The sequence below is a fragment of the Rhizobium sp. WYJ-E13 genome (assembly GCF_018987265.1).
Classification (GTDB): domain Bacteria; phylum Pseudomonadota; class Alphaproteobacteria; order Rhizobiales; family Rhizobiaceae; genus Rhizobium.
Window position 1 is genome coordinate 2758482 of the sequence record NZ_CP076853.1, and the last position, 26978, is coordinate 2785459.

Genomic DNA, 26978 nt, shown 5'->3' on the forward strand with positions numbered 1-26978 from the left:
ATCAGATCCCCGCAGGCCTTGTGTGACGAGACAGATACGCTCAGGAAACGGAGGCGATCGACAGGCAGAGGGCGAATTTTTTGACGAGCCGGCGATCGAAATGCCCTTCATTGGCCAGCATCCAGCTCAGCGCCTCCTTCGCGCTCCACGCAGCCTTGTAGGGGCGCGCCGAAGTAACGGCGTCATAGACATCGCAAATCGCGGCGAGACGTGCGTGAAGGCTGATCTCGCCGTGGGAGAGCTTGCGCGGATAACCCTTGCCGTCAATGCGCTCGTGATGGTTCAGGCAGACGTCGAGGACGATTTCCGGCATGCCCTCCTGGCGCGACAGGATCGCATGCCCTTTCGCCGGATGATCTCGGATCAATTGGATCTCGTCCTCATTCAGGCGTCCTTCCTTGTTGAGCACTTCAAGAGGAATTTCGAGCTTACCGACATCATGCAATAGCCCGGCCGTGCCGAGCGTCTGCACCAGTTCCTCGTTCAGTCCGAGATGACGGCTGAAAAGGATCATCAAGGCACTGACCGAAAGGGAATGCAGAAAGGTTACTTCGTCCTTGGATTTCAGCCGGGTAACGCTGATGAAGACGGCCGGGTGGTCATCCATTGATTTGGAAACGGAGGAAATTACCGGCTCGACCTGATCGACGCCGATCGCATCTCCGCCCTGCAGCCGACCGAAGACATTTTCCAGCACCTCGACCGATTTCTGAATGGTCTCGCGCACTGCCCTGACGTCGATCTCGATCTTATGTGAGGTGTTCCTGACATCGAGGCCCTTGGTCGTGTTGATCACGACGCCCGTATCCGCGCACTCGTTAAGCTTCAGCGTATCACTCTCACGTCGCAGTAAGAACCGTCGCCGAGATAGAAGAGGATCTTGCCAGATGCCCTCGACCATCTCGATGAACATTCCGGTTCGTACCTGCCTGGCTTCAATACGCTTGAGCATCCAGATATCTGTTCCCGTTATATGCCTGCATCGATAAATCGGATACTTTTTCGCACCGCAATAAATACTAGGGAATGATAGTTATATTGGGATTCTTAGAATCAATTGTTAACTCGCTAAAACAGTAAAACCAAAACAGCGGTCAGCGGCGTCATTACCAGATATCTGCTTATCCGCAGCCGTAGATATGCTCTGTCGGGCACAGCTTCGCCTCGACTTTCTGCAAAGGTTGCAAGTCATTTACGGCTAAAAGCATGCGGTCGGAAAAATCTCGGCCGGACACTTGCAGATTGAGACTGCCCTGACACCGTCGTGGCAAGCCGAGGAATGGTCGCGACAACGCAGACCGAAAATTGCGGGAAATGGACTGAAAAATCAAAAAAATCGCACGCAATCTTTCCAGATTTGGCGAAAATGATCCCGATCTTGTTATCAACTTGCGGAATCTTCCCGAAATTTCTAGAAATCTTGCCATGCGCTGGGCGAGCCAAATATGGCCGCGAGGCTCATTGATCGCGCAGCTTTTCCTCGTCTTTGGCACGCTCCCAAAGGGAGCGCTGACAAGAAACGGCCTGCGCGGCAAGCAACCGGTGGTCGAAGACGACCCTACCCAAGGAGACAGAACATGACCCTGAAGACTCTGACGGCGACGCTCGTCGCCTCGCTGGCATTTGCACCGCTCGCGCATGCGGATATCACCATCGGCCTCATCGCGCCGCTGACCGGTCCGGTGGCAGCCTATGGCGACCAGGTGAAGAACGGCGCGCAGACCGCCGTCGACGAAATCAACAAGAACGGCGGCATTCTTGGCGAGAAGGTCATTCTCGAACTCGCTGACGACGCTGGCGAGCCGAAGCAGGGCGTTTCCGCTGCAAACAAGGTTGTCGGTGAAGGCATCCGCTTCGTCGTAGGCCCGGTCACCTCGGGCGTTGCCATCCCGGTTTCCGACGTTCTGGCCGAAAACGGCGTGCTGATGGTCACTCCGACTGCAACAGCACCTGACCTGACCAAGCGTGGCCTGACCAACGTTCTGCGCACCTGCGGCCGCGACGACCAGCAGGCCGAAGTCGCCGCCAAATACGTTCTCGAACACTTCAAGGACAAGCGCATCGCCATCATCAACGACAAGGGCGCTTACGGTAAAGGTCTCGCAGACGCCTTCAAGGCAACGCTGAACGCCGGCGGCATCACCGAAGTCATCAACGACTCCATTACGCCTGGCGACAAGGACTTCTCCGCTCTGACCACCCGCATCAAAGCCGAGAAAGTCGATCTCGTCTATTTCGGTGGCTACCACCCGGAAGGCGGTCTGCTCGCCCGCCAGCTCCATGACCTCGCCGTCAACGCGCAGATCATCGGCGGCGACGGTCTCTCCAACACCGAGTTCTGGACGATCGGCACGGATGCCGCAGGCGGCACGCTGTTCACCAATGCTTCGGACGCCACCAAGAGCCCGGACTCCAAGACCGCTGCCGATGCGCTCGCCGCCAAGAACATTCCGGCCGAAGCCTTCACGCTGAACGCCTATGCTGCCGTTGAAGTCCTGAAGGCTGGCATCGAAAAAGCCGGCAGCGCCGAGGACGCGGAAGCCGTTGCGGCTGCCCTGAAGAGCGGCGACCAGATCCCGACCGTCATCGGCAAGCTCACCTATGGCGAAACCGGCGACCTCTCCTCGCAGAGCTTCTCGCTCTACAAGTGGGAAGGCGGCAAGATCGTTGCTGCCGAGTAATCGAGCGAATGGAACATGCGACCGGGCGCCAATGGCGCCCGGTTTTGTTTGCGGGCATCGAATCCGCGAACAGATGCGCTATAACTCGCGGAATCGATTGCATTGCGAGGACAGATATGATCGCCAAGCTCGAACGTCTCATCGATCAGGGTGTGGGTCGCATACCGGCCGATATCGTCCTGAAAGGCGGACACTTCTTCGACCTCGTGACGGGTGAACTTGTCCAGTCGGACATCGCCATTGGCGGCAACCGTATCGTCGGCATCTGCGGCAGCTATAGCGGCGAGACCGAGATCGACATCTCCGGCAGGATCGTCGTTCCCGGCTTCATCGATACGCATCTGCACATCGAATCCTCCCTCGTCACGCCGCATGAATTCGACCGCTGCGTCCTGCCCTATGGTGTAACGACTGCCATCTGCGATCCCCATGAAATCGCCAACGTACTGGGCAAGGAAGGCATCGAGTTCTTCCTAGCTTCGGCACTGGAAACGATCATGGATATCCGCGTCCAGCTTTCCTCCTGCGTACCGGCCACACATCTGGAAACATCGGGTGCCGATCTGCCGGTCGAAAGCCTCCTGCCCTATCGCGACCATCCCAAAGTCATCGGCCTTGCCGAGTTCATGAATTTTCCCGGCGTGATCCACAAGGATCCCATCTGCATGGCAAAGCTCGACGCCTTTCAGGGCGGCCATATCGACGGACATGCGCCGCTTCTCCTAGGCAATGATCTCAACGGCTATCTCTCCACCGGCATCCGCACCGAACACGAATGCACGAGTGCGACTGAGGCGCTGGAGAAAATCCGCAAGGGCGTGCATATCCTCGTGCGCGAGGGCTCCGTCTCGAAAGACCTGCATGCCCTGATGCCGATCATCACGGAACGCCTATCCCCCTACCTCGCGCTCTGTACCGATGACCGCAATCCGCTCGATATCGCCGAGCAAGGCCATCTCGATTACATGATCCGTACGGCGATTGCCGAAGGTGTCGAACCGTTGGCGATCTACCGCGCCGCCTCGATCTCCGCCGCCCGCGCCTTCGGTTTGCGCGACCGCGGCCTCGTCGCCCCCGGCTGGCGTGCCGATCTCGTTGTTGTCGATAGTCTGGAAAATTGCCGGGCGGACATGGTTTTTTCCGCCGGCCGTCAAGTCACCGATGCGCTCTTTTCCACCCGCAAGCCGGTTGAGCCCGTCGGTCTCGACAGCGTCAAGGCGCGGCCGGTCAACGCGGCCCATTTCGGCGTACCGGTTGCCGAGGGCGAAACATCCGTCATCGGCGTCATGCCGGGCAAGATCATCACCGAGCATCGTCGCTATCGCCTGCCAGCCAAAGGCAATCAGACCACCGTCGATCTCGGCAACGATATCATCAAGGTCGCCGTCATCGAGCGTCACGGCAAGAACGGCAATCACGCCAATGGCTTCGTGCAGGGTTTCGGATTGAAGAAGGGCGCGATTGCTTCAACGGTCGGCCATGACAGCCACAATATCTGCGTCGTCGGCGTCAGCGAGGACGACATGGCGCTCGCCGCCAACCGTCTCGGCGAGATCAAGGGCGGCTTCGTGGTCGTCGAAGACGGCAAGGTTACCGGCGAAATCGCGCTGCCTGTCGCCGGCCTGATGAGCCTGGAACCCTATGAGACCGTACGCGACACGCTGCATCATCTGCGCAAGGCCGCCTACGCCCTTGGCACGACGCTGGAAGAACCCTTCCTGCAGGTCGCCTTCCTGCCCCTGCCGGTGATCCCGCATCTGAAGATCTCGGACAAGGGGATGGTGGACGTCGATCGCTTCGCGCTGATCAGCTGATACGAGCGCAGAAGGCGTCAAGCGCCTCGAGCTGCACTGTCTTGGCACCGGCGGCGGCTCTAAACCCGGGCATGGGCAATGGAGTGCCCAGCACCATGCCGGCAGGAAGTTGAAACTCCGCAGGCTCACGCGTCAGGTTGAAGACGAAGAGCAGTTTCTCGTCTCCCTTCTCGCGCACGAAGGCGAGCAGATCCTGATTGCTGCCCACGAATTTCATGCTGCCGTCGATCAGTACCGGATAGGTCTTCCGGAATTCCAGCGTACGCCGGTAATGGTGAAGCACGGAACTGTCATCGTTTTCCTGAGTGTCTACGGAAAGCGCCGCCTGTTCATAGGGCACCGGCAGCCAGCTCTTCTCGGCGCTGGTGAAGCCAGCATGCGCCTTGCCGGCTTCCCATGGCATAGGCGTGCGGCATCCGTCGCGGCCCTTGAAGGCGGGCCAGAAGCGGATGCCATAGGGGTCGCGCAGGTCCTCGAAGGCGAGTTCCGCCTCCGGCAGCCCCAGCTCCTCGCCCTGATAGAGGCAGATCGAACCGCGAAGTACTGCCAGCACAGAAATCGCCAGCTTGGCGATGACCGGACGCTCCTCTTCCGTCAGTGCGAAACGGCTGACGTGACGGTTGACGTCGTGATTGGAGAACGCCCAGCAAACCCAGCCATCCCTAACCATACGCTGGAAAGTCTCAACGCAGCCTCGGATATGGGCTGCGGTGAATTCAGGGCCGAGCAGATCGAAAGTGTAGCACATATGCAGCTTATCGCCGCCGGTCGTATAGGCGGCAACGGTCTTCAACGAGCGTGCCCCGTCGCCGACTTCACCGACCGTGGTGCGTCCCTCATATTGATTGAGAAGGGCCCGGAAGCGCTTGAGGAATTCGAGGTTTTCCGGCTGCGTCTTGTCGTAGAGGTGGTTTTGCATGCCATAGGGATTGCTGTCGGGCGCATCGAGACCGGCTTGGTCCGGATCCGGAACATGCGGCGGATTGTCTCGGAGCAGCTTGTCGCAGAAATAATAGTTCACCGTGTCGAGGCGAAAGCCGTCGACGCCGCGGTCGAGCCAGAACTTCACCGTCTTCAGCAGCGCATCTTGAACCGGCTTGCTGTGGAAATTCAGGTCCGGCTGTGAGGTCAGGAAGTTGTGCTGGTAATATTGCCGGCGCACGCCATCCCATTCCCAGCCCGGCCCGCCGAAGATCGACAGCCAGTTGTTTGGCGCCGTCCCATCGGGCTTCGGATCAGCCCAGACATACCAGTCGGCCTTGTCGTTCGTGCGGCTGGAACGGCTTTCCACGAACCATGGATGCCGGTCGGACGTATGGGAAATCACCTGATCGATGATGACCTTTATGCCGAGCCTGTGGGCTTCCGCCATCATCGCGTCGAAATCATCGAGCGTGCCGAAAATCGGATCGACATCGCAATAGTCGGAGACGTCATAGCCCATGTCGGCCATGGGCGACTTGAAGAAAGGCGAGAGCCAGATCGCATCGACGCCGAGGCTTGCGATATGGGAGAGGCGCCGGGTTATCCCCTTGAGATCGCCAAGCCCGTCGCCATCAGTATCCTGAAACGAGCGCGGATAGACCTGATAGATCACCGCGCCGCGCCACCAATTCGCATTCCCGCCTGTCTGCAACGCCATGAACCGCCGTCTCCTGCTTCATTTCGCAAGCAACACTAGTGAGGGCGAGGCAAAAAACAACAGCTTAGTGGCGCGGTGAAGCGCGGAAGAAGGGGGGTCGCGATCGGACAAAAGGGAGACGCTTATAAGCTTGTCCACACCCGAATGCTACCCACCGGTTTAGGGGTTGCAACGCCAAACCTTTGCGTTAAGGTGCCGTTGACCTGCACGTAACAGGTCAAATCGGGAACAAATGACTAAAGAAAAGGCGAAAAGCCTAGAAAGGTGGACCCAGTATGTCCTTTTTCACGAAAAAATTTCTCGCGTCTGCAATGGTTGGCTCCTTGCTCGCATTTTCGGCCCATGCGGCCACGCTGAATATCCATAATGGTGGCGACCCCACCTCGCTGGATCCGCAAAAACTCTCCGGCGACTGGGAAAACCGTATTGCCGGCGACATTTTCGAAGGCCTTGTCACCGAAGACGCCAAGGACAACCCGGTTCCCGGCCAGGCCGAAAGCTGGACCATTTCCCCCGATGGCAAGGTCTACACCTTCAAGCTGCGTGACGGCATCAAGTGGTCCGATGGCCAGCCGGTAACGGCCGGCGACTTCGTCTTCGCCTTCCAGCGCCTCGTCGACCCGAAGAATGCTGCCGACTACGCCTATCTGCAGTTCACCATCAAGAACGCGGAAAAGATCAACAAGGGCGAGATCACCGATCTGAACGAGCTCGGAGTCAAGGCGATCGACGACAAGACGCTCGAGATCACCCTTGAAAACCCGACCCCCTATTTCATCAACGCCCTGATGCACTATACGGCCTATCCGCTGCCGAAGCATGTCGTCGAGGCCAAGGGTCAGGACTGGGTCAAGATCGGCAACATCGTCACCAACGGTCCGTACAAGCCGGTCGAGTGGGTCCCCGGTTCACACGTCACCACCGTCAAGAACGACCAGTATTACGGCGTCAAGGATCTGAAGATCGATGGCGCGAAGTTCTTCGTGCTCGAAGACCAGGAAGCTGCTCTAAAGCGCTACCGCGCCGGCGAATTCGACATCATGACCGACTTCCCGACCGATCAGTATGAATGGATGAAGAAGAACCTGCCGGGTCAGGCGCACGTCTCTCCGTTTCTTGCCAGCTACTACTATGTAGTAAATGCCCAGAAGCCGCCCTTCAACGACAAGCGCGTGCGCCAAGCTCTTTCGATGGCGGTTAACCGCGAAGTGATCGGTCCGCAAATCCTCGGCACGCAGGAACCGGCGGCTTATTCTTGGGTTCCGCCAGGCACAGCAAACTATGGCGAACCGGCCTACGTTTCCTGGAAGGATCTTCCTTACAAAGACAAGGTCGAAGAAGCCAAGAAGCTGTTGAAGGAAGCTGGCTTCGGTCCGGACCATCCGCTAAAGGCACAGCTCCGTTATAACACCAACGATAACCACAAACGCGTTGCGGTTGCTATCGCCTCTATGTGGAAGCCACTCGGCGTCGAAATTGAACTCTATAACGCCGAAACCAAAGTGCATTACGACGAAATGCAGCGCGGTCAGGTAGAAATCGGTCGAGCCGGCTGGATCGCCGACTACAACGATCCAGATAACTTCCTAAACCTGCTTACAACAGGCGTATCGATGAATTACGGTCGCTGGAGCAATCCCGATTATGACAAGTTGATCAAAGAAGGAAACGCCGAAAGGGACATCGGCAAGCGCGCTGAAATATTCAAGAAGGCCGAACAATTGGCTCTCGACGATAGCGCCGCCATTCCGCTCTACTACTACGTTTCGAAGAATGTCGTTTCGCCCAAGGTCGAAGGCTTCGTCGACAATATTCAGGACATCCACCGCACGCGCTGGCTGTCCATCAAGGAATAAGGATGAAAGGCTCTTCCCGGACACTCCGGGAAGAGCCGCTCCACGCCCATGATCAAATATGCATTCCGTCGATTGCTGTCGACGATCCCTGTCCTGTGGATCGCCGTCACAGCCTGCTTTTTCGTTTTGCGCCTCGCCCCCGGCGGCCCCTTCGATGGCGAAAGGCCATTGCCGCCGGTGATCTTGAAAAACCTCGCGATCCACTACAATCTGGATAAGCCGCTCGTTCAGCAATACCTGATCTATGTCGGCGACCTGCTGAAAGGCGACCTCGGCCCCTCCTTCGCGAGCGAAGACTTCACCGTCGCCCAGCAGATCATGATCGGTCTGCCCTACACCTTCACCATCGGGACTGCTGCCTTCCTGATCGCCATCATCGTCGGCGTGGCTGTCGGCTGTCTTGGGGCGCTCTATCAGAACAAGGCACCGGACTATATTCTGAGTGCTCTCATTCTGGTGGGCGTCGTGCTGCCGAACTTCCTGATCGCGCCGATCATGCAGCTCGTCTTCGGCATCCATCTCGCGTGGTTCCCGGTCGGCGGCTGGGGTGATGGATCGATCAAGTATCTCGTCCTGCCGATCGTCGTTCTGGCGCTGCCGCATGCCGGCCGCATCTCGCGCATCACCCGCGGCTCGATGATCGAAGTGATGAACCAGAACTTCATCCGCACCGCCAAGGCCAAGGGCATCGGCCCGCGTCTGACGGTCATGCGTCATGCGCTCAAACCCGCCATGATGCCCGTCGTTTCCTACCTGGGTCCGGCGGCAAGTTACCTTCTCACCGGCTCGCTCGTTGTCGAAAGCATCTTCGGATTGCCCGGCATCGGCCGCTATTTCGTCAACGCAGCGCTGAACCGCGATTATGGTATGGTTCTCGGTACGGTCATCTTCTACATGGTGCTGATCGTGTTCCTGAACCTTCTGGTCGATATCGCCTATGCCTGGCTGGACCCGAAAGTGAGAAACAGATGATCCTAAATCCTGCAAAAAGAGAGCTGCTCGCAGCCGAGTTGCTGGAAGCGGAAGGCCTGTCTCCGGAAGGCCGCTCGCTGACTAAGGATGCGTTGCGCCGCCTCTCGCGCAACAAGGCGGCCGTCATATCGATCGGCATACTCGTGTTGCTGATCCTTGCCGCCTTCCTCGGCCCGAACTTCATCCCCTTCAACTATGAAGACCCGGACTGGGCCGCCTTCCGCGCGCCGCCATCCTTCGAAAACGGCCACTATTTCGGCACAGACCCGAACGGCCGCGACCTGCTCGCCCGCGTGCTCTACGGCACGCGCATCTCGCTGGCCGTCGCGTTGACGGCAACCCTGGTCTCCGTCGTCATCGGCGTGCTCTACGGTGCGGTCTCCGGTTATATTGGCGGCAGACTGGACTCCATCATGATGCGCTTCGTCGACATCATGTACGCACTCCCCTACATTCTCTTCGTTATCCTGCTGATGGTCATCTTCGGCCGCAACGTCTACCTGCTCTTTGCAGCGATCGGCGCGCTCGAATGGCTGACCATGGCCCGTATCGTGCGTGGTCAGACCCTGTCGCTCAAGCATCGCGAATTCGTGGAAGCGGCCCGCGCCTCGGGTCAGAAGCCTTTCAAGATCATTACCAAGCACATCATCCCGAACCTCGTCGGCCCCGTCGTCATTTTCGCGGCGCTGACCGTACCGGAGATCATCGCGACCGAGAGCTTCCTTTCCTATCTCGGCTTCGGCGTTCAGGAGCCGCTGACTTCGCTCGGCACCCTGATTGCCGAAGGCACCGATGCCATGGAAAGCATGCCCTGGCTGCTGGTCTTCCCGGCAAGCTTCCTTGTGGCCCTGCTCCTCAGCCTGCTGTTCATCGGCGACGGGCTGCGCGATGCGTTCGACCCGAAGGATCGATAGATGATCTCAGAAAAACAAAAAGATACCCTTCTCGAACTCAAGGATTACTCGATCACCTTCGAGACCCCCGAGGGCCAGGTGAAGGCGGTCTCCAACATGAACCTGACGGTTCGCCGCGGCGAACGTATCGCCATCGTCGGTGAATCCGGTTCAGGCAAGAGCCAGACGTTCCTTGGCATCATGGGACTGCTCGCCAAGAACGGCAGAACGACCGGCCAGGCATTGCTGGAAGGCCAGGACGTGCTGTCGCTGAAGCCACGCGAACTCGACCGTGTCCGCGGCAAGGACATGGCCATGGTCTTCCAGGACCCGATGACGGCACTCAATCCGTCTCTCCGCATCTCCCGGCAACTGACGGAACAGCTTGAGATCCACCGCGGCTTTACCGCCAGGGCGGCATCTGCCGAAGCGCTCGATATGCTGAAGCGTGTCGGCATTCCTGATCCCACGCGTCGTTTCAACCTCTATCCGCACGAGCTTTCCGGCGGCATGCGCCAGCGCATCGTCATCGCCATGGCGCTGCTCACCAAGCCGAAACTGCTGATCGCCGACGAGCCGACGACCGCGCTCGATGTGACCATCCAGGCGCAGATCCTCGATCTCTTCAATGATCTGACGGCGGAAATGAACACGGCGCTTCTGATGATCACCCACGACCTCGGTGTCGTGGCTGGTCTCGCAGACAGGGTTGCCGTCATGTATGCCGGCCGCATCGTCGAGGAAGCTCCGGTCGACGAACTCTTCGAAAACCCGGCGCATCCCTATACAGCAGCGCTGCACGCTTCGATCCCGCGCCCGGATCAGGATGTCGACGATCTCGTCGTCATCCCCGGCCGCCCGCCGAACCTGCAGCATCTGCCCAAGGGCTGCAATTTCTCGCCACGCTGTTCGCAGGTCCAGGACGATTGCATCGACCGCCCGCCGCAGCTTCAACAGCAGGGAGCAAGCCATTGCGCAGCCTGCTTCCATCCCTTCCCCCGCCGCGAGGAGTTGCTGATCCATGGCTGAGCGCTCGCTTCTGAGGGTCGAGAACCTGACGACCCAGTTCGAGATCCCCTCAAAATCCTTCTTCAAACCGCCGCTGATGCTGACGGCCGTCAACAATGTCAGCTTCGATCTCGCCGAAGGCCGCACGCTTGGCATCGTCGGCGAATCCGGCTGCGGCAAGTCGACGCTCGGCCGCTCCATCCTGCGTCTTCTGAAGTCGCAGAAGGGGCGCATCCTCTGGCAGGGCCGTAATCTGCTCGATCTCTCCGACGAGGAAATGCGCGCCGCCCGCCGCGACATGCAGATCATCTTCCAGGATCCGATCGCCTCGCTCGATCCGCGCATGACGGTCGGTGACATTATTGCCGAACCGCTCACCGTCTTCGAGCCAAAGCTCTCGAAAGCCCAGCGCCTCGAACGCGTACGCGAGATCATGGCGGCCGTCGGTCTCGTGCCTGAAATGATCAATCGCTATCCGCACGAATTTTCGGGCGGTCAGGCGCAACGTATCGGCATTGCCCGTGCTGTCGTCACGCGGCCGAAGCTCATCATCTGCGACGAGCCGGTCTCGGCGCTCGACGTGTCGATCCAGGGCCAGGTCATCACACTGCTTCGCAAGCTGCGCAAGGAGTTCGGCTTGACGTTGATCTTCATCAGCCACGACCTCTCGGTCGTGCGCCTGATCTCGGATGACGTGCTGGTGCTCTATCTCGGCAAGGTGGTCGAAGCCGGCGATTGCGCCACCGTCTTCGAACATCCGGCGCATCCCTATACGCAGGCGCTCTTCTCGGCGGCGCCGATCCCGGATCCAAAGCTCGCGCGTCTGCGCAGCCGCATCCGCCTGCAGGGCGATCCACCTTCGCCGCTGAATCCGCCACAGGGCTGCGTCTTCTCGCCGCGCTGCTGGAAGGCAACGGATGTCTGTCGCACCGAAATGCCGCCGACGGAGCTCGTCCGCCCAGGGCAGACGGCGGCCTGCTATCATATGGACAGGCCCTGACCTGCCATCTCCATCGCCCCGCAACTGGGGCGATGGACTTTCCATGCTCATTGACTTGTCTCATCTCCCCTCTTCGCGTATCCGCAAGAACAGAAAAATCTGGGAGGACGGCTTGAGCGGACGGTTTTTGTCGATTGGCGAATGCATGGTGGAGCTCTCGCAGGCAGGTGAAGGCCTGCTGCGGAAAGGCTTTGCCGGCGATACTTTCAACACCGCATGGTACGCCCGCGCCTGCCTGCCGCCCGCCTGGTCGGTCGATTATTTCACCGCCCTCGGCGATGATCCGATGTCTGACGAAATGGTCGCCTTCATGGGCAAAGCCGGCATCGGCACGGACCTCATCTGCCGCATCAAGGGCAAGACGCCTGGCCTCTACATGATCAATCTGAAGAACGGCGAACGCTCCTTCAGCTACTGGCGCGATAGCTCTGCCGCCCGTAGCCTGGCCGCCGATCCCGACCGCCTGCGTGAGGCGGTGGAAAGTGCCGATGTCATCTATTTCTCCGGCATCACGCTCGCCATCCTTTCCCATGACGACACCGAGACGCTGCTTGCGGAAATCCGCCGTGCCAAGGCGGTCGGCAAGTTTGTCGTCTTCGACCCGAATATCCGCCCTCGCCTCTGGTCGAGCTACGATGTGATGCACACGACGATCAGCGAAGGCGGACGCGCCTCCTCGCTTGTCATGCCGAGCTTCGACGACGAGGTTGCCCATTTCGGCGATGCCTCCATCGAAGCCACCATTGAGCGCTATCGCGGGCTCGGCGCCTTGCATGTCGTCGTCAAGAACGGCGCGGAAGGCGCAACGCTGAGCTTCGCCAATGAGCAGATGCATGTGCCAGCGGAAAAGGTAAAAAAAGTCGTCGATACCACCAGCGCCGGCGACAGCTTCAACGGTGCATTTCTGGCTCATTATCTGGAAAACCGGGATGCCCCGGCAGCCGCCCGCTTCGGGGCTAAAATCGCCGCCCGCGTCGTCAGCGAACATGGTGCACTCGTGCCGAAGGAAAAGCTCGACCTCTGATATCGAGATTGAAGCCTGCGCATGTCCTTTGTCGGGCGGCCACGCGCAGGCCCGTCCCCCTCAGCGGTCATTAGCGCCTGATTGCGGGATCAGGAATTGGTTTTCTTGTCGTCCGTGCGCACGGCCTCGTCGTGATACCAGCAGCTATCGAGCGCGGCGTCGCACACACCAGCCGCCTCCCGCTCCATCATGCGCAGGCGCTCGAAGCGGTTCGGGCCTTGAGCAGCCTTGAGTGGGAACTGGTAGATCGTCGCGGATTCGCGATGGAAACCGATTGCCATGAGATAGCCTTTCTTCAGCTCGGCCTATCAACATTCACGGTCGAAACAATAGCACAATGCACATAGTTTATGCAAATAGCATAAAATATAGGCAAAGTTACAATTGCAGCCGATCGATGCAGCATTTCCTGATTAAGCTTGCGCTGATTTGTTTAAAACTTCATCCATTAGCCTCAACGCCGGAATTTTGATCTGGTTCCGACCCCGAAAGTGGCCGCCTCAAAGCGGAATGGGGCCAACCGGACTCGCCCTTTCTTCTGCCGCATCCAGGCTGAAAACTGCTTCCGTATTGTGATTCGTAAATTTTTTATGTCTGAAAGACGATCTGGCACGCTACGTGCTTCACAAGAGACATCCCTGGCGGAAGAGCGCACCCTTGCGTCTACTGCCTCAGGATTTGCTCAAGTTCGCAGCAGAGAGAGTCGCGATGACAAAGTATAAGCTCGAGTATATTTGGCTCGATGGGTACACCCCGGTACCGAACCTGCGTGGCAAGACGCAGATCAAGGAATTCGATAATTTCCCGACGCTCGAACAGCTCCCGCTCTGGGGCTTCGACGGTTCGTCGACGATGCAGGCCGAAGGCCGCAGCTCGGATTGCGTGCTGAAGCCGGTTGCCGTCTATCCCGATCCGGCTCGCACCAACGGCGTGCTCGTCATGTGCGAAGTCATGATGCCGGATGGCGTCACCCCGCACGCAAGCAACGCTCGCGCAACCATTCTCGATGACGAAGACGCTTGGTTCGGCTTCGAACAGGAATATTTCTTCTTCGAGAACGGCCGTCCGCTCGGCTTCCCGGAGAGCGGCTACCCGGCTCCGCAGGGTCCGTACTATACCGGCGTCGGCTATTCGAACGTCGGTTCGGTTGCTCGCGAAATCGTCGAAGAGCACCTCGACCTCTGCCTCGCTGCCGGCATCAACCACGAAGGCATCAATGCCGAAGTGGCCAAGGGCCAGTGGGAATTCCAGATTTTCGGCAAGGGCTCCAAGAAGGCGGCCGACCAGATCTGGATGGCGCGCTACCTGTTGCAGCGCCTGACCGAGAAGTACGGCATCGACATCGAGTATCATTGCAAGCCGCTCGGCGACACCGACTGGAACGGCTCGGGCATGCACTGCAACTTCTCGACCAAGTACATGCGCGAAGTTGGTGGCAAGGCCTATTTCGAAGCACTGATGGCTCAGTTCGAAAAGAACCTGATGGACCACATCAATGTCTACGGTCCTGACAACGACAAGCGCCTGACCGGCAAGCACGAGACGGCTCCGTGGAACAAGTTCTCCTACGGCGTTGCTGACCGTGGCGCCTCGATCCGCGTTCCGCACTCGTTCATCAAGAATGATTACAAGGGCTATCTGGAAGATCGTCGCCCGAACTCCCAGGGCGACCCCTACCAGATCGCATCGCAGGTTCTGAAGACGATCTCGGAAGTTCCGACCTCCGGCTCTGCTTCGGCCGCAGCCTAAGCTTTTACCGCGGCGCCGGCCTCCCCGCTGGCGCCGTTCCTTTTCAAGGCTCATCTGCCTGCCGGCTTTTCAACCGACATATTTACTGTCGCAATAGCCGCAAAGTCCTGTAAACACTCGCACAGGGCTGTAATATTTCCATCATGCACTTCCGCCAAGATAAGAGAGCGGGAATCGCCATTCCGGAACCCCGCCCAGGGATTATGCGTTGCTACAACCATGCGACGCTGATGGAAATGGAAGCATGCTGCAACGTCCGTCAAGTTCATATAGCGGCGAAAGCTGGGCTAGTGCTGCGGCCGCTGGGGTTGTGCCCGAGCGGCTGGTGATCGTGACTGACGCCTGGCACCCGCAGGTCAATGGCGTTGTCCGCTCGATCGAGAACACCAATCGGGAACTCGCCAAGATGGGCGTCGAAGTCTCGATGGTGACGCCGGAGCGCTTCGCAAGCATCCCCTGCCCCACCTATCCCGAGATTCGCCTGTCGATCGCCTGGTATGGCCGTGTTGCCCGCGAGATCGAAAAGCACAATCCTTCCTACGTCCACATCGCGACGGAAGGCCCTCTGGGACTGACGGCGCGCCGCTGGTGCCTCCGCAAGCGCATGCCGTTCTCCACGAGCTACCACACCCGTTTCCCCGAATATGTTTCAGCCCGCCTGCCAATCCCCCAGAGCTGGCTCTATGCTTTCATACGGTGGTTCCACAACGGCGGCGCAGGCTGCATGGTCGCAACGCCCAGCCTCGCCCGGGAACTCGCTGCAAAGGGCGTGAAGAACCTCATGCCGTGGAGCCGCGGCATCGATGCGACGCAATTCCACCCGATGCCGTTGGAAGAGAAACCCTTCGGCCTTCCCCGTCCGATTTTCATGACGGTCGGCCGCGTGGCGCTGGAAAAGAACCTGCCGGCTTTCCTCGATCTCGACCTGCCCGGCTCGAAGGTGGTGGTCGGCGACGGCCCGGCGCGCGCGGATTTGGAGCAGCGCTATCCGGATGTGCACTTCACCGGCATCAAGCTCGGTGAGGATCTGGCAAAGGCCTATGCGCAGGCCGATGTCTTCGTCTTCCCGTCGCTGACGGATACGTTCGGCAATACCATTCTGGAAGCGCTTGCGTCGGGCGTTCCAGTCGCGGCCTATCCCGTCACCGGCCCGCTGGATATCATCGGCGAGGAAAGCCTCGTCGGTGCGCTGGACGAGGATCTGCAGATGGCCTGCCTTGCTGCGCTTTCCGCCTCGCGGGAGAAGGCGCGCGAGCTCGCCATGCAATATTCCTGGGAAGCGGCGACGCTGCAGTTCATCAACAATATCCGCGCCGCCAACGGCGTCATCACGCCGAAATGGAAGAAGGCTTGGCAGTATGCCACCAAATCCCTTCCAAGAAGAAAGCCCGGCGAAAACGCCGGGCCTCTTCCGCCCACTGATTGATGCTTACTTGTGAAGGGCGGCCTGCAGCGTGTCGTTGGCGACGGAGATCGCGCCGCGCACAGCCGGCGTTTCGGCAATCGCGTTCAGAAGTACGAAATCGTGGATCGTGCCGTTGAAGCGGATCGACGTCACCTTCACGCCCGCCTGGGTAAGCTTGCGGCCATAGGCTTCGCCTTCGTCGCGCAAGACGTCGTTTTCATCGGTGATGATCAGTGCCGGCGGCAGGCCGTTCAGCTGCTCGAGCGAAGCCTGCAGCGGCGAAGCGGTCGGCTCCTTGCGCTTGGCTTCGTCAGGCAGATAGGCGTTCCAGAACCACTTCATGGCTTCCTTGGTCAGCCAAGGGCCATTGGCGAACTGATTGTAGGAGCCAGTGTCGAAATTGGCATCGGTCACGGGGTAGAACAGCACCTGCTGGTCGATATCGGGACCGCCGCGTTCCTTGGCAAGCAGCGTCACGACGGCTGCCATGTTACCGCCGACACTGTCGCCGGCAACAGCAAGGCGGCTGGCATCGATATGGAATTCCTTGGCGTGATCGGCGATATATTTCGTTGCGGCATAGGCCTGTTCGATAGCAATCGGATAACGCGCTTCCGGCGAACGATCGTAATCGACGAAGACGACAGCAGCCTTGGCGCCGTTGGCGATCTCGCGCACGAGCCGGTCATGCGTATCGGTATCACCCAGCACCCAGCCGCCGCCATGGAAATACATGACGACAGGCAGCGTGCCCTTGGCACCCTCGGGGCGAACGACGCGCAGCTTGACGCTGCCGGTCGGGCCGACCTTGATGACCTTGTCCTCTTCCCGGGCTGCCAGCTTCTTCACGTCACCCTTCTGGGCGCCGGCGAGGATGTTGCGGGCCTCATCAGGCGAGAAGGTATAGATCGGCTTGGAGCCTGCCAGGCTATCGATGAATTTCTGTGTTGTCGGTTCCAGCACCGGATCGGCAAACGCTCCGATGGCGGACGCTGCCAGAATTGCTGCTGCGGAAACTGCGGTCTTGATGCCAGACATTGTCGTATCCTCTTGGGGTTCGTTGCGTTCATCCGGAACACGCTTTTTATATCGCACGCTACTTATTATCGTGCGATATATATTTTGGCATAGCTGCCATGCACTAAAATCGTATACGATTATTTATCGCACGATATAATGTCCACCAGTTTTGGAGATTGAGATGTCGGACCAGCTGAAACTCGATACGTTCATCTGTTTTGCCGTCTATACGGCAAGCCACGCCTTCAACCGCGTCTATAAGCCGCTGCTCGACGAGCTCGGTCTCACCTACCCGCAATATCTGGCCATGGTCTGTCTCTGGGAAGAAGACGGCCAGACCGTCGGTGGCCTCGGCGAAAAGCTCTTCCTGGAATCGAGCACGCTGACCCCGCTCCTGAAACGTCTGGAAACGGCAGGCTATATCCGTCGCGAACGCAGCAGAGAGGACGAGCGCGTCGTCGTGCTGCGCCTGACGGAGGAAGGCAAGCGGCTGAAGGAAAAGGCCGAGACCGTGCCGGGCTGCATCATCGACGCCAGCGGCCGCAGTGGAGATGAGCTTGCACGGCTGCAGGCAGAGATCGTCGCGCTGCGCGAAGCACTGAACAAGAGCGCATCCTGACGCCAGGCGCGCCCGGCGGCAGGCTCATTCCGGCCTGCGCGGCAACGCTGGAAAACCGCGCTAAGTCCGCTTCTTCTTCCCCTCATAGGGATTGTCCGGCGACCGGTAGTGGATCCGGATCGGTACGCTCGGCATGTCGAAATCAGCGCGCAGCCCGTTGATCAGGTAGCGCGTATAGGATTCCGGCAGGGCGTCCGAGCGGGTGCAGGACACCATGAAGGCCGGCGGGCGAGCCTTTACCTGCGTCATGTACTTGAGCTTGATGCGACGCCCGGAAACGGCCGGTGGCGGGTGCTGCACCTGCTGCTGCTCCAGCCAGCGATTGAGCTTGGCGGTCGAGATGCGCTTGTTCCAGACGCGATCGGTATCGATGATCGACTGCATCAGCTTGTCGAGCCCCCAGCCGGTCTGGCCGGAGATCGGCACGGCACGAATGCCGCGCGCCTGCGGCAGTAACCGGTCGGTCTTCTCGCGCAGGTCAGCGAGCACGGCCTGGCGATCCTCGATCATGTCCCACTTGTTGAATGCGAGAACCGCCGCGCGGCCTTCGCGCAACACGAGGTCGACGATATGGAGATCCTGCTTCTCGAAGGGGATCGTCGCATCGAAGACGATAACGACGGTTTCGGCAAAGCGGATGGCGCGCAGCGCATCGGCGACGGAAAGCTTTTCCAGCTTCTCGATCACCTTGGCCTTGCGGCGCATGCCGGCCGTATCGAACATCTTGATCGTGCGGCCCCGCCAGTCCCATTCCACGGAGATGGAATCGCGCGTTATGCCGGCTTCCGGCCCCGTCAGCAGCCGGTCCTCGCCGAGGAACCGATTGATGAGCGTCGACTTGCCGGCGTTCGGACGACCGACGATCGCAACACGCAGCGGCTTGGTGTCGTCATAGGCGGGCTCTTCGTCGTCTTCACCCTCGTCGCCTGATGGTTGCGGCAGGTCGACATCGGTGACGGCAACGTCTTCTTTCGACGGATAAGCGACATCCTCGCCGAGCGCAGCAACGATGGCGTCGCGCAGATCGAGCATGCCCTGCCCATGTTCGGCCGAAATCGGCACGGGTTCGCCAAGCCCCAGCGAGTAGGCATCGTAGAAACCGCTGTCGGAACCGCGCGCCTCGGACTTGTTGGCAACGAGCACGACCGGCTTTCCGCGACGGCGCAGCATCTCGCCGAGCGCCGTATCGACCGGCGTCAGCCCGGTTTTAGCATCGACGACGAAGAGCGATAGATCGGCCTCGTCGATTGCCGTTTCCGTCTGCTGCCGCATACGGCCCTGCAGGCTCTCATCCGTCATCTCTTCGAGGCCTGCCGTATCGACAATTGTAAAACGCAGGTCAATAAGCCGCGCTTCGCCCGGGCGGCGGTCGCGGGTCACGCCGGGCGTGTCATCGACAAGCGCAAGCTTCTTCCCAACCAGCCGGTTGAAAAGCGTCGACTTGCCGACATTCGGGCGACCGACGATGGCGACCGTAAAACTCATTCTTTTCCCTTAAGCCTTAACCCTGCGCGGCGGGCGCCTTGCCGGATGCGGTGATGAGATCAAGCATCATATGAGCGCGATTGGCAACATTGCGTGGGCTGTCGACATCGTCGACGATTGACTGGAACCACTGGCGCGCCTGGGCCATGTTGCCGGCCTTGTAGGCGGCAAGACCAAGCGCCTCGCGCGCCGAATGGCGGAAGGCATTCCCCGGTACGGCCATTTCTTCGACGGCGGCAGAAACCTGTTCATAGGTGCCGTTCTCGATCAGCAGCCAGCCGGCGCGCATCTTGGCAGCATCCTGCACGGCGGCCGGGACGGATTTGTCCTTGGCGATGGCCTCGAAGGACGCGATCGCTCCGGCATTGTCGCCCTTCTGCGACTGGACGGTCGCTGCACGCATGCGCGCCAGAACCGGATAGGCGCCGTGGCCTTCCTTTTCCAGCTTGTCGAGTGCGGCGAGCGCCTCGTCCGTCTTGTTCTCGTCGGCAAGCTTCATCGCCGCCAGGAATTGGTCGCCGGCGCCGGAGGAACGGGTATTGTCCCAATATTCGTAGGCGACCTTGCCGATGGTTCCGAGCACGATGAGAACGGCAATGGCAATGACATAGCGGCCAAACCGGCGCACTGCGCCCTTCATCTGGTCGGAACGCAGTTCCTCGTTGACTTCACGAATGAAGCTGTCGTCGTTGAATGCCATTCTTGTCTCCGGCCGCGGATACCCATACACAGTGCAAAACGCACATTGTCGGGCCTTCTACTCCATTTTGCGGCCGTTGTAAGGGGGATATCGCAGAATCGTCACGAAGCAAGCATCGGTAGCGGGGCAACACCGATCAGCCATTCGTGAACACGCCCGATCATCAGCGCCCAGACGATCGCGCCGATGATGACGGCGTAGAGGTCATACTTGGCCGACACGAAGGTGGGCAACGTGATCTCTCCGCGCTGCTGGCGCCGCTTCAGCGAGATGCGAAGCACCACGCCCCAGATCAGGAAGGCTGTAAAAAGCAGCACCGAATAGGCTTCGCCGTTCGACAATAGATGGGCGAGCGCCCAGATCTTCACCGACAGCACGATCGGATGTTTCGTCTTCGTCTTGATATAGCCGCCTGGCAGGAAACCGGCGACCAGACAGATCACCGCGATCAGCATCAGCGTGACGGTAAGGTGGGCCATACCAACAGGCGGATTATAAAGGAGGCCGATCGGCTCGCTGCGCGCCACGCCGAAGGCGTAGATCACGAAGATCAGCGTCAGGATGCTCGCAACCGAATGGATAGCCATCCAGGCAGGCTTGCCGATCCCATCGATCATCGCCTGCCGGAAGCCCGGCACGGCGACGCGGATCAGATGAACGCCGAGGAAGAGAATGAGGCTGAGGACGAGCAGAGCCATGATGATCTGGTTTTCCTGTTTAATGGTCAGCCATGAATTACCGGCAGACGGTGAAAAATGCCAGCGAGACCGCAGCTTCGCCGCATTTCTGTAACAGGAAAACCGCAATGCAAATTGTCGCGGTGCCCATGTTTCGTTCTATTTTTTCTGCTTCCCTCGCCCTGTCTCTGATTTTTCCTGCCGTTGCGGAGGCCGCCGACAAGCCGAAGCAGCTGGTTATCATCTCCTTCGACGGCGCTCACGACAACGCACTCTGGCAGAAGAGCCGCGAAATGGCGGCAAAGAACGGCGCGCACTTCACCTACTTCCTCTCCTGTACCTTCCTGATGAATGAGGCAGCGAAGAAGGCCTACCAAGCCCCTCATCAGAAACGCGGAAAATCCAATGTCGGTTTTGCGCAGAGCGACGATGAGATCCGCGAGCGCCTCGGCAATATCTGGCACGCCCACCTAGAGGGGCACGACATTTCCAGCCATGCCTGCGGCCATTTCGACGGAAGGCAATGGAGCGAGGCGGACTGGTCGGCCGAATACGCGACGTTCAAGACGACGCTGAAGAACGCCTGGAAGGGCGTCGGCTTGGACGAACCGGCCGGCTGGCAGGATCTGGTCGACCACGGCATCAAGGGTTTTCGCGCACCCTACCTGTCGACCGGCGGCGGTGCGGACATGATCGCAGCCGAGAAGAAAGCAGGCTTCACCTATGACGCAAGCCTCGTCACCAAGGGGCCGGCCATGCCGGTCGAGGAACACGGGGTCATCCGCTTCGGTCTCCCGCTCATTCCGGAAGGCCCGGCCGAAAAGCCTGTTATCGGTATGGATTACAATCTCTTCGTCCGGCACTCCAAGGGCGAAGAGGATTCCGCCGACAGCGCTGCTTTCGAGGAGCGCGCCTATGCCGCCTTCAAGGAGGCCTTCGACAGGCAATATGCCGGCAGCCGCATTCCCCTGCAGCTCGGCTTCCACTTCGTGGAGATGAACGGCGGCGCCTATTGGCGTGCGCTCGACAGGCTGGTCGGCGACGTCTGCCACAGGGCCGATGTCGCCTGCGTCAGCTATTCCGAAGCGATCCCCATGATCGAGGCACGTGGCCAGTTGCAGCAGACATCCGGGTTGTAAGGCACCCTTACCTACTTAAAATGTTGGATATCAAAAACCACCTGCACCAATTGATTGCATCCGACCTGCGCTTTGATAAGCATTACATCATGAATGCGCACAAGCACAGGTGGTGGTGTCATGACGGCTATTGTGTACTTCGAGTGTCTGACCGACAAAGACGAGTTTCCCACTTGTGAAACCGGCTTTTTCATCTGGGACATCGTCACCAACCTTCTTTACGGCGACGGAGCGGTCGCCGAGATGTTCGAACTTGATCCCTCGGAAACGGCAAACGGCCTGCCGCTCGAAGCCTATATCTCCCGCATCCATCCGGAGGATCAGCCGGCCGCCGCCAGGATCATCCATGACACGATCCTGACACAGGAGCCGGAACACCAAAGCTACCGCACCCGCTGCGCCAACGGCGCCTTCCATCAGGTCATGGTCTTCGGACGCTGCTTCCGCGACAAGAACGGCATTCCGTCCCTTTATGGCGGCATCATCTTTCCCCTTCCGGAGGAAGCACCGGCGGCCACGCCGCTGCTCGACCATTGCCTCGCCGCCTATGACATCGCCCTCAGGGAGGGCAACGTGGCTGTTGCGGATCATATTCTGGAGGCATTGATGGATTTGGATTGGAAAAATACGGGGTGCAACCGCCCGAATTGACGATCTGCCGGACTCTCAAACCGAAAGGGCCACCGTTTCGGTAGCCCTTTCTGTTTTTGTCAGCCGTCGACGTGAACGACGCCAGCCTCACGCTCTAGATAACGCTGATCGATATCCGGCAGCGGCTCATCGTCAATTGCCGCTTCGAAGGCCTTGAGACGCTTGTGAATGGACAGCAGTTCGATGATCGTCGACCAGGAGTTGACGAGAAATTGGAAGGAATTGCTCACCTGGCCGAAGGCGGTCGAGATCTGTTGGAAGATGCCGAAGGTGATGGCACCGGCGACGAGAGTCGGCGTCATAAAAAAATAGACGAAAAGATTGTCGGCCTGCAGATAAAACGAGCGGGCAATATCGAAATACATATAGTGAAAGTAAAGCGTGAAATAATTCGCTCTTACCCTTGAGAACAGTTCTCGGACGGTCGGCGGTTGCGCTCGGTCGGCATGATCCTCACCATAGACCAGTTCCTTGCGGTAGGCAGCCTCCACGCGTTGGTTCTTAAAATTTAGCCCAGGCAATTTGATACCCGCGACAGCAAGCAGGACGGTGCCGAAGGCCGACCAGAAGATAGCCAGCCAGAAAAGAGAGTTCGGCACTTCACCGAGCACCGGCAGCGCCGTGACGTAATGCGATAGCTCCAGCATGATCGGCAGGAAGACGACCAGCGTCATTACTGAATTGATCAGGTTGATGCCGAGGCCTTCCAGGGTGCTGGAAAAGCGCATCGTATCCTCCTGCACACGCTGCGATGCGCCTTCGATATGGCGGAGCTTTTCCCAATTGGCCATGTAGAAATTGTTCATCGCAGTTCGCCAGCGGAAGATGTAGTGCCTGGTGAAGAAATCGGTCAGGATCGATACGAACATCGCGAGGAAAGCGATCTGCGCAAAAATCAGAAATAGATCGTAAAAGTTCTCGACGGTAATACCCGGCTTCTTCGCCAGCGCATTCTGCAGCAGATCACCAAAAGGCCGGCGCCAGTTGTTGATGACGACCGTGATCTGCACGCCAAAATAGGTAACGAAGATGATCAGCGCCGATCCCCAGACGGACCACAGCTTCCACGGATGATGCAGCGCCTTTAGATGCCAGAAGCCGCAAAAGATGAGTGCGGCTAAAAGGAAGTAGCCGTAAAACCAGAGATTTTCCGGCAGCAGAAAGAACGAGAGATCAATCGGCTGCTGCTCTTCGGGAACCGGCGTAAAACCAAGCGAAGCACCGAGACCGGCAGCGAAGAAATACCAGCCAAAAATTGCAGCCAGCGTCCAGACTGCGAGCGAAGTAAAGAACGCCTTTGGCTGGGGGAAGAAGGAATGAAACACGGGGGGTTTTGCTTTCCTGAACTGGAGTCACGGAAGAGTGGCGAACCACTGATTGCCCGGAAATTAAGGCAGTTCGAAGAAAGCGGCAATGGGTCCAGCCCATTGTTACGCACTTGTAATCACTTAAGGGATTTTCTTCATCACCGGCATGACCAGAGCTGCGCAGAAAACCAGCACGATTGCGGCGATGACGGTCGGCAGCACGAAATTCCCGGTTCCCTCTGCGATCCAGCCGGCAACGACAGGACCAATGATCTGACCGATACCGAAGGCGGCCGTCATCAGCGCCAGGATGCGGCGCGGGCTCTCGGGTGACAGCCGGCGACCGATCTGCAATCCATAGGCGGTGATGGCAAGGAACGTTGCGCCGAACAGCGCACCGCCGATCAACGGTGCCACCGAATGCGGCAGTGCCACGGTTGCGAGCACGCCAACAGCCTCGATGATAAGCGCCGCCACATAGACGCCGCCGATCCCGAGGACGCGCACGAAGGGCTTCCAGATGAACAGCGCTACCGTCGCCGTCAGTCCCGCAATGAACCAGCAGAGGAATTCAACGATCGGCCCCGAGGCGCTCATTCGGGCGATGGCGACGAGAAAGGTTGCGGTGATGACGTAGCCGAAACCGAAAAGCCCGTAGGACAGCGTCAGCAGGACCATCGGCCGGCTCCAGATGAGATCAGGCTCCTTCGCCTTGCCCGTATGTACCGGCGCCTTCGGCAGCAATGCCCAGACGATGACGAGGCTGACCAGGCAGAAGAGTGAGCCGCCGATCCAGTCCGCGCGCCAGCCGCCGGCCGCATCGTCAAAGACATAACCCAGCGCAAGCACCATGACGGAGGAAATCGCGATCCCCGCCCCCGGCCCGCCGAAATGCGTCGCCTGAACGTGATCATTGTCTGCAGCGGCCCCGTGGCTCAGCACGATTGCCGAACTGAAGACCAGCGTGAAGGCGCTTGCAACGCCAGCGAGGAAGCGGATGACCGCAAAGAGCATCACCGAGTCCGTCGCCGCCATGGCGGCAAGCAGGATTGCGGTCGCCAGCAGCGAAAGAAGCGCCACCAGCCGCTCGCGCCCCGCCGCCCAGCCATAGGCAGCAAGGACCGCACCGACGAGGTAGCCGACAAAATTGGCGGAAGCGATGAAACCCGCGTCGGCAGCCGATAGCGGCACGCCGACCATCATTCCCGGCAGGATCGGGGTGAAGGAAAAACGCCCGAAGCCCATCGCCGCCGCCATGGCGAGGGCGCCTGCAAGCGCTGTGGTGGGGAGATTGACCGGGCGGTCGTCATTGGGAGCCAACATGGCCCCGTTTATCGCGCTGCAGCATGGCCGTCACAAGTGACTAATTCTGATGAGTTCTTCAATTTCACGAACAGATTTTTGGCATTGCCTCTTGAATGATATATCTTAAGATATACATTTACGACATAGTGAGCGATACATCGGAACCGAAGGAGCAAATCATGAGAGGTTTTCGCGGTGGATTCGTCGGTGAGGCGATGCGCATGGGAATGGGCCGCAGGTTTTCTGCCGGCGAGTTGCAGACGATCCTGCTGGCGCTTCTGGAAGAGCGTCCAAGCCACGGTTATGAACTGATCAAGACGCTGGAGGAGCGCTCCGGCGGCTTCTATGTGCCGAGCCCGGGCGTCATCTATCCGGCCCTCACCTATCTGGAAGAGACCGGACTGGCGGAAGTGGAAAACGAAGGGACGAAGAAGCTCTACAAAATCACGGAGGCCGGCCGCCGGAAGGTGGAAGAAAACCGCGACATGATCGACCAGACGCTTGCCAAGCTGGAACGCATTGCCGAAGGCATGGCCTTCGTTAACCGCATGTTCGATCCCGACCAACCCCAGGGCGGCGGGGGCCGCGGTGGCCACGGCCATCGGCGTCGTGACCACGAGGACGATGAATTCGGCCGCGACCACAGCAACGTCCATGCCGCACGCCAGCTGCTGCGCTCCGCCCTGCGCATGCGCCATCCCTGGTCAACAAGCGAGGCTGCCAGGATTTCCGGGATTCTGGAGCGTGCAGCCATGGAGATCCTGCAGGGCGGCAAGACCGACCCGCATCAGGACTAACGTCGCTTAAGCGAATGGCGACCGAAGTCGCCGCCCCAGTCAGTCCTCGACCTTCAGGAGACCGCTTGCCAGGGATCGGAATGCTTCGACGACATTCGCCAAAACGGCATGAGGATCAGCCGCTGCGGCGATCCAGAGTGCCGCGCTGAGCGACGCTCCGTTGAGCAGGCGGGCCGCAGCCTCCGCATCGACGGATCTGACAGTCCCTTCGTCGATCAGCGCCTGCATGGTCTGGGTCGTCGTGCGAAGGCAGGCATTCTGGCTCGGCCATTGCGAGGGATCACCCAGCACGGCCGGTCCGTCAAGCAACATGATACGCTGGATTTCCGGCTCCAGAGCCATTTCGATATAGGCGGTATATTCCGCCAGAAGGCCGAGCCAGGTCGTCTCGGCCCGGTCCCGCTCGATGCGTAACCGCTCGCCCATCTCCGCGTCGATCTGGTCGATCACGGCCTGTAGCAGGCCCTTCTTGTCGCCAAAATTATGATAGAGCGCGCCACGCGTCAGACCGACATCGGCGGTCAGATCATCCATGGAGGCCGCCGCATAGCCCCTGACTGCGAAGGCTTTCCGGGCGGCCTGAATGAGCTTTGCCCGCGTCTGCTCCATCATCTGTGTCCGGGTTCTTGCGGTCATCACGATCTCCAAAATTCACATACGCGCCGTATGCGTATTGACATACACGGCGTATCTCCTGATATATTCACATACGGAGCGTATATCAATTGCAGCTCCGCATGACGGGCAAGCCCCGTATCCACGAATGCTTTCCCTCTCGCGACGAACGCGTGTTCGGCGATGGGTCCCTTTTGTCTACAGGAGAAAACAATGACCAAGCGTGACGCGATCTTCCCAGCCGGCCGGCAGGCGCTCTATGAAATCAACCGCTATTCCGCGGCAATCCGCTCCGGAGACCTGCTCTTCGTCTCCGGCCAGGTCGGCAGCCGTGAGGACGGCTCGCCCGAGCCCGATTTCGCAAGGCAGGTGCAGCTTGCCTTCGACAATCTGAAAGCCGTGCTGGCGGCTGCCGGCGCCACATTCGACGACGTCGTCGATGTCACGAGCTTCCATACCGATCCCGAAGCACAGTGGCAGATCATCTCGGATATCAGAATGAAGGAAATCGGCGAGGCGCCCTATCCGAACTGGACGGCTATCGGTGTAAACTGGCTAGCCGGCTTCGATTTCGAGATCAAGGTCATCGCCCGCCTGCCGCAGGCGGCCTGAAGCAAAA

At 59.3% G+C, this 26978-nt stretch carries 25 protein-coding genes; 15 read left to right on the plus strand and 10 right to left on the minus strand.

The genetic code is table 11. The features are described 5' to 3' along the window. Nucleotides 1-40 precede the first annotated feature (40 nt). Nucleotides 41-952, minus strand: a complete 912-nt coding sequence (locus KQ933_RS13915) for an HD-GYP domain-containing protein (RefSeq protein ID WP_216755430.1) — start codon at nt 950-952, stop codon at nt 41-43. 625 nt (nt 953-1577) lie between these two features. Here KQ933_RS13915 and KQ933_RS13920 point away from each other — a divergent pair. Both KQ933_RS13920 and ade read left to right on the plus strand, forming a co-directional pair. Next, nucleotides 1578-2681, plus strand: a complete 1104-nt coding sequence (locus tag KQ933_RS13920; RefSeq protein ID WP_216755431.1) for a branched-chain amino acid ABC transporter substrate-binding protein — start codon at nt 1578-1580, stop codon at nt 2679-2681. Between the two features lie 116 nt (nt 2682-2797). Next, entirely contained in the window at nt 2798-4495 is a 1698-nt protein-coding gene (ade, locus tag KQ933_RS13925; RefSeq protein ID WP_216755432.1) for an adenine deaminase, read from the plus strand. On the opposite strand, the gene KQ933_RS13930 is transcribed toward ade, so the two are convergent. After that, a complete protein-coding gene (locus KQ933_RS13930; protein ID WP_216755433.1) occupies nt 4488-6137 on the minus strand; it encodes an alpha-glucosidase family protein in 1650 nt (549 codons plus the stop codon). The genes ade and KQ933_RS13930 overlap by 8 nt on opposite strands. 275 nt (nt 6138-6412) lie before the next feature. Between KQ933_RS13930 and KQ933_RS13935 the strand changes: the two genes are divergently transcribed. From KQ933_RS13935 to KQ933_RS13960, 6 genes are all read left to right on the plus strand, one after another. Further along, on the plus strand, nt 6413-7993 hold the full coding sequence (locus KQ933_RS13935; protein WP_216755434.1) for a peptide ABC transporter substrate-binding protein: 1581 nt from the start codon (nt 6413-6415) through the stop codon (nt 7991-7993). A 48-nt stretch (nt 7994-8041) separates the two neighbouring features. Further along, on the plus strand, nt 8042-8965 hold the full coding sequence (locus KQ933_RS13940) for an ABC transporter permease subunit (protein WP_216755435.1): 924 nt from the start codon (nt 8042-8044) through the stop codon (nt 8963-8965). Then, entirely contained in the window at nt 8962-9879 is a 918-nt protein-coding gene (locus KQ933_RS13945; protein ID WP_216755436.1) for an ABC transporter permease, read from the plus strand. Before KQ933_RS13940 ends, KQ933_RS13945 begins: the two co-directional genes overlap by 4 nt. Continuing rightward, a complete protein-coding gene (locus tag KQ933_RS13950) occupies nt 9880-10887 on the plus strand; it encodes an ABC transporter ATP-binding protein (RefSeq protein ID WP_216755437.1) in 1008 nt (335 codons plus the stop codon). Next, a complete protein-coding gene (locus KQ933_RS13955; RefSeq protein WP_216755438.1) occupies nt 10880-11866 on the plus strand; it encodes an ABC transporter ATP-binding protein in 987 nt (328 codons plus the stop codon). The genes KQ933_RS13950 and KQ933_RS13955 overlap by 8 nt, the downstream gene beginning before the upstream one ends. Nucleotides 11867-11978: 112 nt before the next feature. Beyond that, complete coding sequence (locus KQ933_RS13960; RefSeq protein ID WP_216755439.1) at nt 11979-12890, plus strand: sugar kinase; 912 nt, start codon at nt 11979-11981, stop codon at nt 12888-12890. An 89-nt stretch (nt 12891-12979) separates the two neighbouring features. Here KQ933_RS13960 and gstI read toward each other — a convergent pair whose 3' ends face one another. Continuing rightward, nucleotides 12980-13171 carry a glutamine synthetase translation inhibitor GstI gene (gene gstI, locus KQ933_RS13965; RefSeq protein ID WP_216755440.1) on the minus strand — a complete coding sequence of 64 codons (192 nt, stop codon included), beginning with the start codon at nt 13169-13171 and terminating at the stop codon, nt 12980-12982. Nucleotides 13172-13598: 427 nt separating this feature from the next. Between gstI and KQ933_RS13970 the strand changes: the two genes are divergently transcribed. After that, entirely contained in the window at nt 13599-14639 is a 1041-nt protein-coding gene (locus KQ933_RS13970) for a glutamine synthetase beta-grasp domain-containing protein (RefSeq protein ID WP_216755441.1), read from the plus strand. Between the two features lie 244 nt (nt 14640-14883). Continuing rightward, nucleotides 14884-16065: a glycosyltransferase family 1 protein gene (locus KQ933_RS13975; RefSeq protein WP_216755442.1), complete on the plus strand. Its 1182-nt coding sequence runs from the start codon at nt 14884-14886 to the stop codon at nt 16063-16065. Nucleotides 16066-16068: 3 nt separating this feature from the next. Here KQ933_RS13975 and KQ933_RS13980 read toward each other — a convergent pair whose 3' ends face one another. Further along, nucleotides 16069-17082, minus strand: coding sequence for an alpha/beta hydrolase (locus KQ933_RS13980; RefSeq protein WP_216755443.1), 1014 nt, complete (start codon nt 17080-17082; stop codon nt 16069-16071). A gap of 163 nt (nt 17083-17245) precedes the next feature. Here KQ933_RS13980 and KQ933_RS13985 point away from each other — a divergent pair, with 163 nt between their 5' ends. Beyond that, entirely contained in the window at nt 17246-17683 is a 438-nt protein-coding gene (locus tag KQ933_RS13985; protein ID WP_216755444.1) for a MarR family winged helix-turn-helix transcriptional regulator, read from the plus strand. A 60-nt stretch (nt 17684-17743) separates the two neighbouring features. On the opposite strand, the gene der is transcribed toward KQ933_RS13985, so the two are convergent. The 3 genes from der to KQ933_RS14000 form a co-directional block, all read right to left on the minus strand. Then, complete coding sequence (gene der, locus KQ933_RS13990; protein ID WP_216755445.1) at nt 17744-19168, minus strand: ribosome biogenesis GTPase Der; 1425 nt, start codon at nt 19166-19168, stop codon at nt 17744-17746. A gap of 16 nt (nt 19169-19184) precedes the next feature. Continuing rightward, nucleotides 19185-19868, minus strand: coding sequence for a tetratricopeptide repeat protein (locus KQ933_RS13995; RefSeq protein ID WP_216755446.1), 684 nt, complete (start codon nt 19866-19868; stop codon nt 19185-19187). 101 nt (nt 19869-19969) lie between these two features. Further along, on the minus strand, nt 19970-20566 hold the full coding sequence (locus tag KQ933_RS14000) for an NnrU family protein (RefSeq protein ID WP_216755447.1): 597 nt from the start codon (nt 20564-20566) through the stop codon (nt 19970-19972). Between the two features lie 128 nt (nt 20567-20694). Between KQ933_RS14000 and KQ933_RS14005 the strand changes: the two genes are divergently transcribed. Together KQ933_RS14005 and KQ933_RS14010 are read left to right on the plus strand one after the other, a co-directional pair. Next, nucleotides 20695-21684 carry a polysaccharide deacetylase gene (locus tag KQ933_RS14005; protein WP_216758912.1) on the plus strand — a complete coding sequence of 330 codons (990 nt, stop codon included), beginning with the start codon at nt 20695-20697 and terminating at the stop codon, nt 21682-21684. Nucleotides 21685-21804: 120 nt separating this feature from the next. Continuing rightward, nucleotides 21805-22335, plus strand: a complete 531-nt coding sequence (locus KQ933_RS14010; protein WP_216755448.1) for a PAS domain-containing protein — start codon at nt 21805-21807, stop codon at nt 22333-22335. Between the two features lie 59 nt (nt 22336-22394). Here the strand turns inward: KQ933_RS14010 and sbmA are convergent, their stop codons facing one another. Beyond that, on the minus strand, nt 22395-23660 hold the full coding sequence (gene sbmA, locus KQ933_RS14015) for a peptide antibiotic transporter SbmA (protein WP_216755449.1): 1266 nt from the start codon (nt 23658-23660) through the stop codon (nt 22395-22397). Between the two features lie 123 nt (nt 23661-23783). Continuing rightward, the gene (locus KQ933_RS14020; RefSeq protein ID WP_216755450.1) at nt 23784-24965 is read right to left on the minus strand and encodes a YbfB/YjiJ family MFS transporter; all 1182 of its coding nucleotides are present in this window, start codon (nt 24963-24965) and stop codon (nt 23784-23786) included. Nucleotides 24966-25126: 161 nt separating this feature from the next. Between KQ933_RS14020 and KQ933_RS14025 the strand changes: the two genes are divergently transcribed. Beyond that, nucleotides 25127-25744 (plus strand): PadR family transcriptional regulator, encoded by a 618-nt coding sequence (locus tag KQ933_RS14025; protein WP_216755451.1) that lies wholly within the window; start codon nt 25127-25129, stop codon nt 25742-25744. A gap of 39 nt (nt 25745-25783) precedes the next feature. Here the strand turns inward: KQ933_RS14025 and KQ933_RS14030 are convergent, their stop codons facing one another. Next, nucleotides 25784-26380, minus strand: coding sequence for a TetR/AcrR family transcriptional regulator (locus tag KQ933_RS14030; protein WP_216755452.1), 597 nt, complete (start codon nt 26378-26380; stop codon nt 25784-25786). A gap of 192 nt (nt 26381-26572) precedes the next feature. Here KQ933_RS14030 and KQ933_RS14035 point away from each other — a divergent pair, with 192 nt between their 5' ends. Then, entirely contained in the window at nt 26573-26971 is a 399-nt protein-coding gene (locus KQ933_RS14035) for a RidA family protein (RefSeq protein WP_216755453.1), read from the plus strand. Nucleotides 26972-26978: the final 7 nt, after the last annotated feature.